We start from the raw sequence: 15,787 nt of genomic DNA on the forward strand, positions 1-15,787 counted from the left end.
TTTGTCTAAAAGTATGACAAAAAAAGTAAGGGGGTATGGCGAAACGGACAAAACAAGCGAGAAATTATAACCATTTGGAGGATCACCCCTCCCGGAAGTGTTAGGAATTTTACAACAGTCGCCAGTCCTGAGAATTTCCGGGAACCGCCCCATAAACCTTGGCCAAATCCCAGAGTATTACCACCAAAGCAATGGTCAAAGCCAGTGAACTCGATGAAAACAGCGAAGAAACCCTACCTAAAACCCGTCGCCTTTATCTTCGGTTCCGAGAGTGGCACAATCCCAGAGGCAACCGTTTACCGAGCCACCCAAGAAGCCTATGCAAAAAACTATACCTACCATTCGTGATTGGCTTTGGCACTACCGCTAATGCCCGTCAATTCGTTGAAAACTGCCAAGACATCACGGGGATTCCCGCCACCTATATCCAAGCCACACCGGATTTATGGAAGACTGAATCTATTTAATGGAGAGTATTTAGCCATGAACCCTTCAATTCTTGAAAAATATAATGCCTTACCTACAGGAATCAAAAAGCAAGTCGAAGACTTTATCGAGTTCCTTGCCCAAAAGTATCTCAAAAATTCTCAGCCACCAGTTCTCCCAACAGAGAAAAAGTACGGTTATGGCAGTTTAGCCGGAAAATTAGTGGTTCCCGACGATTTTGACGAACCCCTAGAAGAATTGGCGGAGTATATGTAAATGTACTTGCTTGATACCCATATTTTGCTCTGGTATTTAGCCGCCGATAAAAGGCTAAGTCCTGAGATTAAAGCAATTCTCGATCAGAGAGAAAATCTGAATTTAAGTATCGCTAGTCTCTGGGAAATAGCGATTAAGTTCAATATTGGTAAACTGCCAGCAGACTCCAATTATCACGACATTTTAGAGCAAATAGATTTTCTGAGGGTCAATACTTTAAATCTGAGTCGAGATGATCTAATTCAATATCGGAACCTCCCCCTAAACCGTGACCACCGCGATCCCTTTGATCGAATTCTCATTGCCCAAGCAATTAATCATTCCCTAACTTTGGTAACTGCTGACTCCAAATTTAGAACCTATGATCTCGAAGATTTAAAGCTCTATTCCGGATGAAACTCCCTCAATCAGGGTATCGGCTCTACTGGTCTATTTCTATTTTTTTGTGCCTTACGATCTCGTTACTGATTTATTGATTTTGACCGCTTGCACAAAATAATTTACATACCTGTACTTTCGCGCTGCCCTAATTCCTACATTCCGCAGGTTAAAAAAATTGGAGAACGGATCCTGGAGGCAAGGTCATGGTTATTGATCTTCTTCATTTTTTTGAGCATCAAAATCATTAGAAGCAGTAGAGGTTATGCGATCGCCCCCGTTCGTCCCCGGAATTCAAATTTATCTTGTCCTTTATCTTGGACTCTCATAAAAACATAAAAAAACGCCGTCTTTGGGGGGAGATGCTTGAATTTTCGAGCAATCTTTACGGCTTTGCTTTCATCAGGATATCTTCTGAATAGAGGATTGAGACGATACTTTTTATAATCGATGCTTGCTGTTTAAGTGCGTTCTCTTGTCCAGTTAGTTGAATTTTAATTATTGGCAATGATATGTATATCAACTTGGGGTAATGCTCTCATTAGCTGCTGTACAATAGAGCCTTTGAATAATAATTGAAATCGGGAGCGACGAGTTTCCCCTAAAACAATTTGAGTAATACGTTCTTGGGTTGCGATTTTGACGATTGTGGTAACAATATTCGGTGATTCTATCCTTAAGAATTCCCCTGTAAATTCTTGACATAATCGTTTGCATGTCTCGATATGTAATGCTTCTGATTTTGATAAAAATTTACCCGCAGGTGCTACAAATAACACAAACAATTGTCCATTCATATGATTGGCAATTCGAGCGCCCCGGCGTAAAAGCTGAATAGAATTTGGGTAAGTTGAAATACATACTAAAACCCGTTCTCGAATATTGTAATGGAGATTTTTAGTTTCAGAAATGGATTCTTCTTCAATGTTATCGGCAATTTCACGTAGCGCTAATTCTCTTAAAGCAATTAAATTACTACGACGAAAAAAATTTTGTAGAGCTTGATCAATTTTTTCAGGCGCATAAATTTTTCCTTCCTGAAGTCGTTCTTGTAATGTTTCTGGGGTTACATCAACTACAACAATTTCATCAGCATCATCAATGATTCGGTCGGGAATGCGTTCTCTTACTACAACCCCAGAAATGCGATATACGAGATCATTTAAGCTTTCTAGATGCTGAATATTAACCGTTGAATAGACATCGATTCCGGCATTTAGAATTTTTTCAACATCTTGATAACGTTTTTCTTGTTTAGAGCCGGGTATATTCGTGTGAGCTAGTTCATCTATCAGGACTAACTGGGGCGATCGCCTTAAGATTTCCTCGGTATCCATTTCTTGCAATAAAACATTTCGACAATAAACTTGTTTACGAGGAATTAGCTCTAAGCCTTCAGCTTTCAGGGTTGTTTCCTCCCGCCCATGGGCTTCTAATAAGCCAATAGCCACATCAACACCATCTTGCTTAAGGGCATGTCCTTCTTCGAGCATTCGGTATGTTTTACCAACTCCAGGGGCCATGCCAATAAAAATTTTGTGTTTGCCTCGACGGGGGAGTATTTGGTAGTTAGTAGCGGCGATCGCAGTAGGGTTGTACATCTAAAAGAGCAAGAGGATAGTCAGAGAATATGCAGGCTAGAAAGTTCCTGTTTTCAAAGCTTTAGAGCTGATCAAGGGCCAAATTAAGGGTGACTGTGTTGACAGCAGGTTCACCAAAAATTCCTAAGAATCGTCCTTCGGTATTCTGTTCAATTAATATTTTTAAGTCATCAGGGGAAAGATTACGAGCGGCGGCAATCCGGTCGATTTGAGCGATCGCACTAGTAGGAGAAATGTGGGGGTCGAGGCCAGAGCCAGAACTGTAGAGCAGGTCAGCAGTCGGCTCAAGATCGGCAGCCCGCAGGATTTCGGCTCTTTCCTTAACCAATGCAAACAGGTCAGGATTACTGGGAGCTAGGTTCGTCGCTCCGGATAGTCCGGTAGGGGCGGCATCTTCGCTGATACTGTAATTGACTGCGCTAGGGCGACCCCAGAAATAGTCTTCGCTACTAAAGGCTTGACCGATGAGGCTAGAGCCAATGACTTGCCCTTGGTTATTCACAATTAGACTGCCGTTGGCTTGGATTGGAAAAAGGCCCTGACCGATCATGAAAATCAGCAAAGGGTAAATCAAAGCAGTAAGTAACCAAAGAAAGACTGTAGTACGAATGCTAGTGGCAATCTCTTGAATCATGATTTTTAAGGGGATTGAGGTTGATAAAGAAAGGGTTGGAAAGTTAATCAGCAGAATTTTTGTTTTTTTCGGGATGTCGGCGACGGTGGCGATCGCGAATTCTGTCTAGTTCTGCTTGGCGGATTTGGCGATTCATTCGAGCGAGTCGAATCTGTTCGCGGATCTGATTAATGAGTCTTTTTAGCATGATCAAAATTTCTCCGGTTTCAGAATAACGGTAGTGAGATAGGCGGCAAGACCAATGACCACCAGACCGAGAAGACCGAGGGCGTAGGCATTCCCCCGACTGAGGCTACCAGTTGCGGCATAGAGGGCAGGGGCGATCGCCAAGTTTAAGCACAGAGCCATAAACAGCCCCAAAGCAAACCGGGTGCGGCGTTGTAGTAGGCGCTCTAGCCAGTCGTTACAAATTTCAAAGGGGCGTAGGGTAAATCTATTCATCAACAGATCTCCAAGTGTATTTTTAGGAAGTGGTGGAACGGTTATCGCTAAAGGACATCGTCAAAACGAGGACGAGCCTTCAAATTAGTGGTGGCGCGCTCTAGGTTCATGTCAGCAGGTTGATAGGTCGGATCGAGTCCCAAGGCAGCTCGGTAAAGTTTGAGGGCTTCTAGGCGATTGCCCAAATATTCAGTAATCAAACCCAATAAAGTAAGAGACTCTGGCCGTTCCGGAGCCTGCTTCATCGCTTCACCAATAAGCTTGCGGGCTTGGTCAAAGTTTTTTTGTCGAGCACACTGGCGGGCTAGTTCGATCAGCTCATTAAAGTCATCTGTGAGTACTCCAGCAGCAGGAGAACGATTCAAGGCTTCAGCAACGACGGTGCGAATATGATCAGGCTCAAAGGGACGTTGGAAATAACCATGGGGTTCATGAATGAAATCCACCGCCCCCTGTTTCATAGCATCAACAGCCTCTTCCAAGCTGCAATGGTCACAAATCATCACCACGCGGATGCTGGGATAAAGCGAGAGTAGTTTTCCTAAGTACCCGCCTTCAACTTGTTGAGCAATGGCGAAATCTAAAATTACTAGATCAATAGTCTGATGTTGTAACTGCTCAAAAGCAGCTTCCCAATTCGCTGCCCCACAAATGCGGTAGCCTTCCGGTTGCAGAAAATTCGTCAATATTAGTCGGGTTGCTTTCTCGTGGTAAACGATCAAAATAGTCGCCGAGGTCATAGCACTTTCCATCGGGGTAAGCTCCGCTGAAGATATTTCAGATTTACTAGACGCTTGAACATTCGAAGATTCGGACATTAACGGTATATGAAGAAAAAAGACCATGATGTAGAGCCCTTTAGGCCAAACCAACTCTGCCAACAACAACATCGATAAGCTTGATGGCGATAAAGGGCGCGATGACTCCACCCAGACCAAAAATCAGCATGTTGCGCTGCAGTAGTTGGTTAGCTGTCAAAGGACGAAACTTCACTCCTTTTAAAGCCAAAGGAATCAGAGCTGGAATAATTAGAGCGTTGTAGATGAGAGCAGACAGAACAGCCGATTGAGGGCTATTCAGCCCCATAATGTTGAGGGCGCCGATGCCCGCCGCTGCAAACATCGCTGGGATAATGGCAAAGTATTTAGCAATATCATTGGCAATGGAAAAAGTGGTCAACGCGCCGCGCGTAATCAGCAATTGCTTACCAATCGTGACTAGGTCAATTAGCTTGGTGGGGTCAGAGTCAAGATCGACCATGTTTGCGGCTTCTTTAGCAGCTTGGGTGCCGGAATTCATTGCCAAACCAACGTTTGCTTGGGCTAAAGCTGGGGCATCGTTGGTGCCATCCCCTGTCATGGCTACCAGTTTGCTTTGTGCCTGTTCCGCCTGAATGACCTGAATTTTATCCTCAGGGGTAGCCTCAGCAACAAAGTCATCGACACCAGCTTCACGGGCAATCACTTCAGCGGTAATACGGTTATCCCCTGTCAACATGACGGTACGAACTCCCATCCGTCGCAGTTGGTCAAACCGTTCATGAATGCCGGATTTGATGATGTCTTTTAGGTAAATTACCCCATAAATTTCATCATCTTGACAGAGGGCAAGGGGTGTACCACCTAAGCGAGAAACCCGCTCAAAAGCTTGATCTAGAGTTTCAGGGACTGTACCACCACGGGATCTTACAAAGCCGCGAATTGCATCCACCGCTCCTTTGCGAATTTCGCCACCATCGGTTAAATTTATGCCGCTCATGCGGGTACGGGCAGAGAAGTCTACTGCTTCCGCCGCATCTTTGTCGAAGGCGATCGCGGCTCCTTGCTGCTGCGCTAATCGCACAATGGACTTTCCTTCAGGGGTGGTGTCAAAGATACTGGCAGCCAGCGCCACCGCTGCGACTTTCTCTAAACTATGACCATTCAAAGGAATAAATTCCTCGGCCAGACGATTACCTAGGGTAATGGTGCCAGTTTTATCTAACACCAGAGTATTGATGTCGCCGCAGGCTTCCACCGCTCGACCAGAAGTCGCCACGACATTAAACTGTGCGACGCGGTCCATCCCGGCAATGCCGATCGCGCTCAGTAGTCCACCAATCGTAGTGGGAATCAACGCCACCAGCAGCGCGATCAAAATGGCTACGCTGACGGGACTGCCAATATAGGCGGCTGGAGTCGGTAGAGTGGCGACGACAATTAAAAATACCAGGGTCAGCACCGCTAGTAGTACCGTCAGGGCAATTTCGTTTGGGGTTTTACTGCGTTCGGCTCCTTCGACTAAGGCAATCATGCGATCAATGAAGCCTTTACCTGGGTCGGCGGTTACTTGAATGATCAGCTCATCGGAAATAATTTTGGTGCCACCCGTGACGGAACTGGCTACATCTGAACCTGCTTCTTTTAACACTGGAGCAGATTCCCCAGTAATTGCTGATTCATCCACGGAGGCAACGCCGTCGAGCACTTCGCCATCGGCGGGGATAATATCGCCTGCGATGACTTTGATGCGATCGCCCCGGCTCAAACTGGTGGAATAAACCTCCTCAATGGAGCCATTAGCTAAAATTTTGCGAGCGGTTGTCTCTGACTTCGTAGAGCGCAGCGCATCCGCCTGAGCCTTACCCCGACCTTCGGCTACTGCTTCAGCGAAGTTAGCAAAAACAACCGTAAAGAACAGGATGATGGCAATTAAACCATTAAACAAAACTGAGTTGTCCGGCACAGAGCCAAAGAGATTTGGGTTGAAAGTCAGCAAAATCGTGATGATCGTGCCCACCCACACCACAAACATGACGGGGTTTTTGATCATCACCCGTGGATCAAGTTTGTAAAACGCTTCTTTAAATGCCCGCTGGTAAAGACCTGACATATCGACTTTTGGGGTGTGTCGTCGCCCCTCGCGGGGTCCACCGGGTTGATGGCGGGGTTGTATGGAACTGGTCATGGCTAGTAATGGGTTAAGAAACTAAAGATTAACGGTGTTCAGCGAAGCAATTACTCATCAAGGGTTAGAGCCCAGCCGTAACTTCAGCGGCGGCTTTGGCGATCGCAAACCCTTCCGCAATCGGTCCCAATGCCAGCACCGGCAAGAAAGTTAATGCTCCAAGAATGAGGATGGTGCCTGCGGTTACACCTGTGAATAAAAAGCTGTCAGTGTAAAGAGTGCCAGCTGTTTCTGGGACTGATTGTTTCTGGGCCATGCTGTCGGCCAGATAAATCAGGGCAATGATGGGCACATAACGACCAACGATTAACGAAAAGCTCGTGCTCAGATTCCACCAGAGAGTGTTATCTCCCAAGCCTTCAAAGCCGGAACCATTATTCGCAGCAGCAGAAGCATACTCATAAATCACTTGGGAAACGCCATGAAAGCCAGGGTTACTGATGCCTGCCAAAGCTTCAGGAAGAGCCAGGGTAACCGCGCCGGGAATCAGAATGGCGATCGGGTGAGCCAGTAAGATGATGCTAGAAAGGACAATTTCCCGTTTCTCGATTTTGCGGCTGAGAAATTCTGGGGTGCGTCCAACCATTAACCCGGTCAGGAAAACAGTCAAAATCAAGAAAACGAATAGGTAGGCGGTACCTGTACCCTGTCCCCCCCAAATAATTTGCAGAAATATATCCGAGAGGGTGGCAAACCCACCAGGGGGCATCAAAGAGTCATGCATCCCGTTGACCGCCCCACACATAGTTCCGGTCGTAGACACTGCCCAGAGTGCAGTAAGTGCCCAGCCAAAGCGTACTTCTTTACCTTCTAAGTTGGGAACTTGTTCACCCAGAATGTTGTTCACCAGCGGATTACCGACATACTCACCGTAAGCAGTGATGCCCACCATAAGAACATAAAAGATAAAGACCATGCCAAAAATCAGCCAGCCCTGACGGGGTTTACGCGCCATAATGCCGTAGGTCAAAATCAGTCCTGCTGGAATGATCAGCATGATAATGTTAGTAAATAGATTTACAAAGTTATTGGGATTTTCGTAGGGGTGGGCCGAGTTGATCCCAAAAAAGCCGCCGCCATTTTCACCTAATTCTTTAATGATTTCAAAGTGGGCGACGGGGCCCCGGGCGATGTATTGAGTTGCACCTTCTAAGGTTTGGGCAACGGCTGGCCCGGCGAATGTCTCCGGTACACCAGCAATCACTAGGACGATCGCCCCCACAATCGAAATCGGCAGTAAAATCCGTGTGATTGATAAAGTCAAATCAACATAAAAATTACCGAGGGCATTTCCCGTCAAACCCCGAATAAAGGCGATCGCCACTGCAATCCCCGTTGCTGCTGAGGTAAACATTAAAAAACCCAGTGCCCCTACCTGGGAAAAGTAGCTGTAGGTGGTTTCACCGGAGTAATGTTGCTGATTTGTATTGGTGACAAACGAAATAGCAGTGTGCAGGGCCAAATGCCAACTGGGGGCCGTCAAATTAGTCGGATTTAGTGGCAATGCTCTTTGCAATAGGAAGATGAAGAAAACCAGAATCCCCATCACCAAGTTGCTTACCAGTACCGCACTGACATATTTTCTACCCGTCATCGAAGACTGATTAGCAAAGCCTCCAATGGTAAATAGCAATCGCTCTAACGGGATAGCAATAGGGTCGAGCAGGGTTTTCTGTCCCATAAAAACCCGTGCCATATACCTGCCTAAAAAAGGCGCAACTGACAGTAAAATTGCCAAGGCGATCGCGAGTTGAAAAAATCCCTGTGTCATGGGAAGAAACTCCTAACTAATAAGGGAAATAAAACGTTTGAATTTTGGAGTGTTTAAATCCCGTATTCATCAGTCTTAAGAATGGTTGATAACAACAACACTATTTCGCTTTTTTAATGGCTTTGACAAGGTATAGAGTCGAGTTTATGTGGGATTTATATCGCCAGGATTAGGCAGAAAAATTGGATTTGTTTAGAAGCGTTTAGACAAAGCCTATAAGTATTTATATCAAATGATATAAATTCAGCCTGTTTATCCAGTTCAACTCTTAAAATAAATAGATTGATAAATAATTTAAGTTGCCCAGTATCTTTTAATTCTTAAAGTAGGCCCAATTTCTCCTATGACCCGGTCTAAATCTGCCTCCTATTTTGATCAGTTAATTCAGGCCCGTCATCGCATTCATTGGCTGATTGGGGTCATCTTTATTTTGGTTATCCTGCTGGAGTACAGCACACCCCCGCCCTACATTTTTGGATATTTGTACGTCGGGGCAGTGCTTATCGCTAGCACCCGGCTCAGCCGTCGAGACACCATTTGGGTAACTGCTGTGGCGATCGCCTTTACGCTGTTAAATTTATTGATTCCGGGAATCGGCATGGTGACGCCTGCAACTGTCGCAAATCGTATGATTACGGTACTCGCGTTAGGGATTACGGGTTATTTAGGCGATCGCCTGCAAACCTATGAACAGGCCATTACGCGGCAACGATTACAGATCCAAGCCCAGGAGCAACTCGCCCGCATGCGGGAGGATTTTGTTTCGACCCTTACCCATGATCTGAAAACGCCACTATTGGGGGCTCTGGAGACATTAAAGGCGTTGCGTAGCGAAAACTTTGGCCCGGTTTCCCTGGCTCAACACCACGTCTTTGACGTTATGACCCACAGCCATCAAAAGACGTTGCAACTGGTGGAAACGTTGATGGATGTTTACCGCAACGATGCTGAAGGGTTACGGCTACATTGCCAACAAGTTGATTTACTCACTCTGGTTGAAGAAGCCGTGACGGATGTTGTTCCCCTCGCCACCTCGCGCCAAATTCATCTACGGGTGAGGGATGAAAATTCTGATTTTCGGCGGTCTTACTGCGTCAATGGGGATGCCTTACAGCTCTCACGGGTATTAGTCAATTTATTGTCAAATGCTGTCAACCATTCCCGACGCGGCAGTTCAGTACAGGTGGTCATGGGATCTACCAATGGTCACTGCCAAGTACAAATCATAGATGAGGGACAGGGTATTCTCGCTAATGAGTTGCCACATTTGTTTGATCGCTTCTACCAGGGTCAAGGCGATCGCCAAGCCAAAGGTACAGGATTAGGACTTTATCTTAGTCGCCAAATTATAGAAGCTCATGGCGGTACAATTTGGGCAGAATCCGATACTCAAGGCGCAATCTTTGCTTTTCGTTTACCTGCTTATATCAACCAGTTACCTATTTCTGTCACCAGCAAAACGACAGTATGACCTCACCTCTTAAAGTCTTATTAATTGAAGACGATGAGCTATTCCGGCTAGGACTAGCCACACGCCTCCAGCAAGAAGCACTGCTAGAAATCACCGCAGAAGCTGAAGATGGTGAAACAGCCCTTGATTTAATAACCAAGCAAGAATTTGACATTATCATTTTAGACGTAGGGTTACCAGGCATCGGTGGCGTTGAAACCTGTCGTCAAATCAAGCAGCAGCAGCCCCAATTACCCATCCTCGTGTTGACCTCCCATTCTCAACCCACCTTGATTAATCGCCTTATCGAAGCCCAAGCCCAAGGCTATTGCCTCAAAGGCGTGGACGCCGAGTCATTAATTTTGGCCATTCAGTCCATCGCAGCAGGAGCTTCTTGGTGGGATGCCCAGGCTACTCAACAAATTCGCGCCCAGTTTCAGCAGCCCATGGCTGAAATGCCTCGATCCGTCCCGGCGCAAGATAATCCCCTAACCCAGCGAGAAGGGGAGATTTTAGCGCTGATTGCCAACGGTAAAAGTAATTCTGAAATTGCTGAAACCCTTTACATTGCCGCAAGTACCGTGCGCGTTCATGTCCATGCTATTTTACAAAAGCTAGAGGCCCGCGATCGCACCCAGGCAGTTGTCATCGCACTGCGACATGGCTTAATTAAGACTGATAATCTGTCTAAAAATCCAGCGATCGATAGCTAAAACTTAATTTTTTCTTTTCTGTTACTTAAAATCACATTCCGTTGGAGCCTCTGGAAGTTTGAGGGTATTTAGCTGGTTATCGCACCAGACGAGGATATAACCTGCCGCAGAGGGTAACCAAAACGGTTGCACCGCCAAGGAGCACCGCAAAATCTGTGAGTAAGCCATAGCTTTCTACAGAGCCAACTAACATTAGGTTGCGCAGGGCATCAACAAGATAGGTGAGTGGGTTCAGTCGCGAGAGGAGTTGTAGCCATGGCGGCATGATGGAAATTGGATAAATGGCATTACTGGCAAAGAACAGAGGCATCATCATCAACTGGCCAACCCCCATAACCCGCTCATGGGTTTGTGCCCAACAAGCCACCGATAGGGACAGAGCCGAAAAAAGAATGGCCCCCAGCATAACGGCGATCGCCACCCCTAATATGGCTAGCGGGTGCCAATCCAGATTGACCCCCAAGAAAATGGCTACCAAATAGACAATAACAAGCTGTGATAGGCATCGTACCCCGGCACCAATGGCCTTTCCCAGCACCAGAGCTGAGCGGGGAGCCGGACTCACCATTAGCTTGTGCAAGATACCTAAATCTTTCTCCCAGATAACAAGCAACCCAGTAAAAATTGACATAAACAAGACACTCTGGGCCAAAATTCCTGGTGTCATAAAGTCAATATAAGTCAGATTGCCCGTGGGAATGCCCCGCACCTGGGTGAACACCTGCCCAAAAATGGTCAGCCATAACACTGGCTGCACCGCTCGGGTAAAGAGTTGCACTGGGTCATGCCGTAGCTTGCGGATTTCTAATTCGGCGGTAACGAGGGTTTTGTGAAGAAATTCGGTCGTGGCAAACTGAAGGTTAGTGGGTTTAGCCCAGCCGTTTTGCAGTCCGTCGTGTGGTTGAAGTGTCATGATAGCCTCCGTCTTCTTGGGTGGTGAAATAGTCACCGGTGTAGTGGATAAATACGTCGTCTAGCGTGGCATCTGTCTGGGGAATGCCTGTTTTTAGGGTGCTGGGTGTGCCGATCGCCACCTGTTGTCCCTGGTAGAGAATGGCAAGGCGATCGCACAACACATCCGCTTCATCCATAAAGTGAGTCGTCAGAAATATGGTGGTATTGTGATCCTGCCGCAGTTGCAAAATCAGATCCCACATCGCTTTACGAGCAACCGGATCCAGCCCGACTGTGGGTTCATCTAAAAACAGCACTGGCGGTCGATGCAAGGTCGCCTGGGCAATTTCGAGACGACGGATCATGCCACCCGAATAGGTATTGACCAAGCGGTGGGCCACGGTGTCTAAGCCCACATAATGGAGCGCTGTTCGGATTCGTTCTAGGCGCTGGCGACGACGAACCCCATAGAGTTTGGCTAAAATCAGCATATTTTCATAGCCCGTTAGGGTGCCATCCACCGAAAGCGCCTGGGGCACATAGCCGATCCGTCGTTGGACTTCCATCGGCTGACGCTGAACATTGTATCCGGCGACCATCGCCTGTCCTGAACTAGAGGGTAGTAGCGTTGTCAGCATTTTAATCAGGGTGCTTTTGCCAGCCCCATTAGGCCCAAGGAGACCAAAGACTTCCCCTGGCTCAACGGACAAACTAAAAGTATCCACAGCAGCTCTGAGGCCGAAGCGTTTAGTTAAATTGTGGGTGGTGATGACGGACATGGAAGGAATAAGGAAGTTAATAGGTGTAGGGTCTGGGAATTGGGGAGCTTGTGGTATGAGATTTCTCTTCAGTCAATACCAGGCAGAAAAAGCGAGTCTTGTCGCTGTTTATTGATTGATAAAGCTACTTTTCAGCAAAAATCCCCTCTAAGATGGTGAAACCTTGCATCATTTGAGCCGTTTGCTCTGCTGATAACCCTTCTAGGCGTTGGGTGACACTGGCTAGGGTGGCCCCATAGACGCGATCCAATTCAGCGGTGCCGTGGTCGGTCAGGCTCAGGGCAATGCGCCGCCGTTCGTGTGGATCTTGTTGGCGTTGGACTAAATTACGCTGGACTAACCGCTCAACCATGGCCGACATCGTCGGACGGGTCACATCTAGATAGTCAGCAACCTCTGATAGGGAGGCTTGGGGTTGCCGATTGAGAAAATACAGCACTCGGAGTTGAGATAGGGAAAAATGAGGCTGCCCATGGGTGCGGAGTTCGGCTCGTAAAAAGCGGGTGACCACCGGAATAACGGTCATGAGACTAGCGGCACAAAGAGATGAAGAAGAGCCTTGAGTATTCATTGTGAGGATAGATTGCCACCCAAATAGTTAGGTTAACTAACAATTAGTTTAGCGCAATTATTACGAATCGCCCTCTACGGTTACAAATCGCGCATGGCGCACGATATTTCAAGAACTAGGGTGAAAATGAAAAATCCTTGGGCTGTTGGATACCCAAGGAAGTCTGTCAGTGTTTGTGTTCTATATTTTGTGCGCCCAAGAAAATCAGGCCAATGCCGATTAGGATCGAGATGGCTCCTTTGATGGAGTATTTGATGATGGTTTGGATTAAGGCGATCGCCTAAGTTAATGCCTTAGTTAAATCTCAATTTCCTCAGTGTCAGACTGCGGTTGTTTTTTGTGAGTCCACTGTACATAAACCAAGAGAATCGTTAATAACAAGTAGCCTGCTGCCCAAGTCGCGCCTGCTCCCCAGCCAATGCGTAAAATCGTGTCGCCAGGTGTCCATTGGTAAGCATGGATTAGCCCTAACCAAGACAACACTGCCGCTCCCAAAGTCCACAGCGCCGCTTTGCCAAATTCCTGTTCGATAATATGCACAGTCATCGCCGCGAGGATCATGGCCGATAAGATCAAACCTTGTTCCAGTGCAAAAGCGCCAGTAATAAAAGTATCGCTAGCCTCAAAGCCTGATATTAGCGCCTCGCTGAAAGGAGCATCCGGATTACCCAGACCTGCTACTCGTAGGGTATTTTTGGCAATGAGTGCTCCCCAAGCGGCAATCCCTGGCAAAAGACCCATTACCACCGCCGGGGCGTGATGTAAGGGAGTCGCCGTAAAGCTCTGGGTAACAATAACGATACCAATCCACAGGACAATTGCCATGCTGCTATCGACTGGAATGAAATAATTCAATAAACTGATGGTGCCGGTGAGACACAAAATTCCCATAACTAAACCATTTAGCCAAGAATAGCCAATGCGTGCTCCCATATCTTTCCAGCCAGGATGACCAATATAAATTGTGGTCGGAAAGCAGGAGCCAAAAAGCGCGGCCACCAGGGTGCCAATCCCATCAACCGCGAGGGCTGGGGTCGCTGGAAACTTATCTCCCGCTGCCTCTGCACTTTCAAGGTTTTGCAGACTACCAATCAAGCTAAAAAGTCCCATGGGTAAAATGATGCTGAAATAGGAAATTAGCTCAGTGCGAGCTTCCCAGAGATTACCGAGCCACAATTGAGGTAGATAAAATTGAATGGGGGTAATCACTGTAGAAAATTGACCGCCATCCCAACTCAGGAGGCCAGTTGCCCAAGCTAGGGCCGTGCCAAAGATGATCGCCAGTAATCCCCCTGGCAATGGAAAATTTACTTTGCCGTAGTAGGTAAGCAAGATGATACCCAACGGCAAAAAAGCAACCACAGGATGGGCATAAGTGCGCAGCATAAACCCAAGAGAAATAAAGGTGAGGGCAATGCCTGCCAAGGTCGAAAGGAGGGCTGCTCGGGGAGCAAAGCGCCTTAAGTAGTCGGCAATCCAAGCGCCCCCTAGTTCAATAATGCCGGACCCAAGACAGGCAATAATACCTGCTTGCCAAGCTAATTCTGCTGCTTGTTCGGAACTGGCGCCATTGGCGATCGCCTGGAGACGGACAGGCAACATCACGAGAAAAATATAAGCAAATAAACTGATGGTATTGATGCCATAGGGAAGGGCAGTAATATCGTCCCGCTGTTCTGCGCAACCCTGCTTATAGGCGAGCCAACTGTAATAAGCATTTCCGACGATTAAGCTAAGGGCACTACCTGGCAAAATGCGGCCATAAAGCAGTTCGGCCGGAAATTGCAGCACCCCTTGAGTCAGACTAACAATAACTAGGATTTGGACAAAATTATTCAGTGCGAGGCCAAAAAAACCATCGAGATCACGACGGACAAACCAGTGGGGTTTGATAGTTCCCCCAGGAACGGTAATCATAGAGTAATCTTTGAAAAGTTGGACACTCTCCACTGTAAAACCATTTCTGAGAAATACAGTCTATTTTGTTGATCGTCATGCTTCGGGAAAAATTTAGCTTTTGAAGGCGATCGCACAAGTTTAAATTGCTTCCATCGAGACTGAACAAACTTTTGTTTGGAGTCAACAGAATAGACTCTTGGCAATATCCCTAAATTAGCTATAAATCATACAAACCCCAAATTGCACCCTAATCACCATAAAAATGCTGTGGGATTGAAAAATTAAAAGTAAAACTTTATTTAAGGTAATACTAAAGGGAGGGAGTGATAATGAATTATGGTAATGGATAAAATTCCACAGTAATCTAATGTGATTGACTACACATTTAGAGAAAACTAAATTATTTTTCACAAACCAAAATATACTTTGCCATCCAGTAAAATTGTAACCTATTGTGTTCTCGTCATACTTTTGCTTGATCTTACTAAATATAGAAGCAAGACATCCTGTCTCTTTATCTTTACCTTATAAGCAGTCGCTGAGAAAACCTAAGTATTTTCCTGGGATTTCCGCGTATTTTCTCCAAGACTTAAGGCAGGCTTTACTGTTTCTTTAGGAAACTAGGAGATTATTTTGTTGGATAAGTTTTTAAAGTGTATGACAACTCAACCTAACTCAGCTCAAAATCTGTAGCTTTCTTTAAGGCAAAATTTTAATTTAGGTGTCAATTTGAACAATGTTGATGGTACGAAAGATAGCGTCACTATTTCGAACCGCTTCTATTGGAGGCATTTTTTGAGAGCTCGATGTTATTAGTTTCATCAGCATAGATCATATTGACCCCAAATATAATCGTCGAATTTAGGATACCTAAAACTACCTCCTAACTTCGATGAACATTTTGGCAGATGAGTAATTAGAAGAATCGGCATGCAACTTTGAAGTCCTTGTATTGTGAGGCGATTCCCTCAGACTTGCAAATTAACAAATGCAATGATGCATGAAGAT

16 protein-coding genes are annotated in these 15,787 nt (G+C 46.3%); 5 read left to right on the forward strand and 11 right to left on the reverse strand.

Annotated features, from left to right (window positions below; translation table 11 throughout):
- Positions 1-158: 158 nt before the first annotated feature.
- From AACQ84_RS15750 to AACQ84_RS15760, 3 genes are read left to right on the forward strand one after another with little or no spacing between them, the layout of a single operon-like run.
- Positions 159-467 (forward strand): hypothetical protein, encoded by a 309-nt coding sequence (locus AACQ84_RS15750; RefSeq protein WP_012305529.1) that lies wholly within the window; start codon positions 159-161, stop codon positions 465-467.
- Between the two features lie 16 nt (positions 468-483).
- Positions 484-702 carry a type II toxin-antitoxin system VapB family antitoxin gene (vapB, locus tag AACQ84_RS15755; protein WP_041444072.1) on the forward strand — a complete coding sequence of 73 codons (219 nt, stop codon included), beginning with the start codon at positions 484-486 and terminating at the stop codon, positions 700-702.
- Positions 703-1,098 (forward strand): type II toxin-antitoxin system VapC family toxin, encoded by a 396-nt coding sequence (locus AACQ84_RS15760; RefSeq protein WP_012305530.1) that lies wholly within the window; start codon positions 703-705, stop codon positions 1,096-1,098.
- 476 nt (positions 1,099-1,574) lie between these two features.
- On the opposite strand, the gene AACQ84_RS15765 is transcribed toward AACQ84_RS15760, so the two are convergent.
- From AACQ84_RS15765 to kdpA, 7 genes are all read right to left on the reverse strand, one after another.
- The gene (locus AACQ84_RS15765; protein WP_012305531.1) at positions 1,575-2,681 is read right to left on the reverse strand and encodes a sensor protein KdpD; all 1,107 of its coding nucleotides are present in this window, start codon (positions 2,679-2,681) and stop codon (positions 1,575-1,577) included.
- A 61-nt stretch (positions 2,682-2,742) separates the two neighbouring features.
- Complete coding sequence (gene kdpC, locus AACQ84_RS15770; RefSeq protein WP_012305532.1) at positions 2,743-3,315, reverse strand: K(+)-transporting ATPase subunit C; 573 nt, start codon at positions 3,313-3,315, stop codon at positions 2,743-2,745.
- Positions 3,316-3,358: 43 nt separating this feature from the next.
- Positions 3,359-3,502, reverse strand: coding sequence for a hypothetical protein (locus tag AACQ84_RS15775; RefSeq protein ID WP_156785490.1), 144 nt, complete (start codon positions 3,500-3,502; stop codon positions 3,359-3,361).
- Positions 3,503-3,504: 2 nt separating this feature from the next.
- A complete protein-coding gene (locus tag AACQ84_RS15780) occupies positions 3,505-3,756 on the reverse strand; it encodes a potassium-transporting ATPase subunit F (RefSeq protein ID WP_012305534.1) in 252 nt (83 codons plus the stop codon).
- A 47-nt stretch (positions 3,757-3,803) separates the two neighbouring features.
- On the reverse strand, positions 3,804-4,508 hold the full coding sequence (locus AACQ84_RS15785; protein WP_234991374.1) for a response regulator: 705 nt from the start codon (positions 4,506-4,508) through the stop codon (positions 3,804-3,806).
- 106 nt (positions 4,509-4,614) lie between these two features.
- Positions 4,615-6,702, reverse strand: a complete 2,088-nt coding sequence (gene kdpB / locus AACQ84_RS15790) for a potassium-transporting ATPase subunit KdpB (protein WP_012305536.1) — start codon at positions 6,700-6,702, stop codon at positions 4,615-4,617.
- A gap of 64 nt (positions 6,703-6,766) precedes the next feature.
- Positions 6,767-8,473: a potassium-transporting ATPase subunit KdpA gene (gene kdpA / locus AACQ84_RS15795; protein WP_012305537.1), complete on the reverse strand. Its 1,707-nt coding sequence runs from the start codon at positions 8,471-8,473 to the stop codon at positions 6,767-6,769.
- 343 nt (positions 8,474-8,816) lie between these two features.
- On the opposite strand from kdpA, the gene AACQ84_RS15800 reads away from it, so the two are divergent.
- Both AACQ84_RS15800 and AACQ84_RS15805 read left to right on the forward strand, forming a co-directional pair.
- On the forward strand, positions 8,817-9,944 hold the full coding sequence (locus tag AACQ84_RS15800; RefSeq protein ID WP_012305538.1) for a sensor histidine kinase: 1,128 nt from the start codon (positions 8,817-8,819) through the stop codon (positions 9,942-9,944).
- Complete coding sequence (locus AACQ84_RS15805) at positions 9,941-10,636, forward strand: response regulator transcription factor (RefSeq protein WP_012305539.1); 696 nt, start codon at positions 9,941-9,943, stop codon at positions 10,634-10,636. The genes AACQ84_RS15800 and AACQ84_RS15805 overlap by 4 nt, the downstream gene beginning before the upstream one ends.
- Positions 10,637-10,712: 76 nt before the next feature.
- On the opposite strand, the gene AACQ84_RS15810 is transcribed toward AACQ84_RS15805, so the two are convergent.
- From AACQ84_RS15810 to AACQ84_RS15825, 4 genes are all read right to left on the reverse strand, one after another.
- Positions 10,713-11,549: an ABC transporter permease gene (locus tag AACQ84_RS15810; RefSeq protein ID WP_012305540.1), complete on the reverse strand. Its 837-nt coding sequence runs from the start codon at positions 11,547-11,549 to the stop codon at positions 10,713-10,715.
- On the reverse strand, positions 11,506-12,309 hold the full coding sequence (locus tag AACQ84_RS15815) for an ABC transporter ATP-binding protein (RefSeq protein WP_012305541.1): 804 nt from the start codon (positions 12,307-12,309) through the stop codon (positions 11,506-11,508). The genes AACQ84_RS15810 and AACQ84_RS15815 overlap by 44 nt, the downstream gene beginning before the upstream one ends.
- Before the next feature lie 124 nt (positions 12,310-12,433).
- Positions 12,434-12,880, reverse strand: coding sequence for a MarR family winged helix-turn-helix transcriptional regulator (locus AACQ84_RS15820; protein ID WP_012305542.1), 447 nt, complete (start codon positions 12,878-12,880; stop codon positions 12,434-12,436).
- A gap of 297 nt (positions 12,881-13,177) precedes the next feature.
- On the reverse strand, positions 13,178-14,797 hold the full coding sequence (locus AACQ84_RS15825) for an NCS2 family permease (RefSeq protein ID WP_012305543.1): 1,620 nt from the start codon (positions 14,795-14,797) through the stop codon (positions 13,178-13,180).
- Positions 14,798-15,787: the final 990 nt, after the last annotated feature.

This window comes from Picosynechococcus sp. PCC 7002 (assembly GCF_963860125.1).
In the GTDB taxonomy this organism is placed as follows: Bacteria; Cyanobacteriota; Cyanobacteriia; order Cyanobacteriales; family MRBY01; genus MRBY01.